This is a genomic window from Domibacillus sp. 8LH (assembly GCF_038806185.1).
Classification (GTDB): domain Bacteria; phylum Bacillota; class Bacilli; order Bacillales; family Domibacillaceae; genus Domibacillus; species Domibacillus indicus_A.
Map to the genome: position 1 here is coordinate 1 of NZ_JAVJNG010000384.1, position 222 is coordinate 222.

The 222-nt window shown below is 39.2% G+C and carries 1 tRNA gene; it reads left to right on the forward strand.

The window, feature by feature from the left end:
- The first annotated feature begins 3 nt into the window (after positions 1–3).
- Positions 4–77: transfer RNA gene (locus RG959_RS25105), tRNA-Gly, on the forward strand.
- Positions 78–222 lie beyond the last annotated feature (145 nt).

Here is a 222-nt window from a genome sequence, read left to right on the forward strand (position 1 = left end):
TATGCGGGTGTAGTTTAATGGTAAAACCTCAGCCTTCCAAGCTGATGTCGTGGGTTCGATTCCCATCACCCGCTCCAGAAAATTGAACATTGAAAACTGAACAAAATCAATAAAAACGTCAACGTTTTAATTTTTATCTTCCATTAAAACACCCCGTGTTTTAATGGAAACAAATGAGCAAGTCAAACACTTTTTGGAGAGTTTGATCCTGGCTCAGGACGA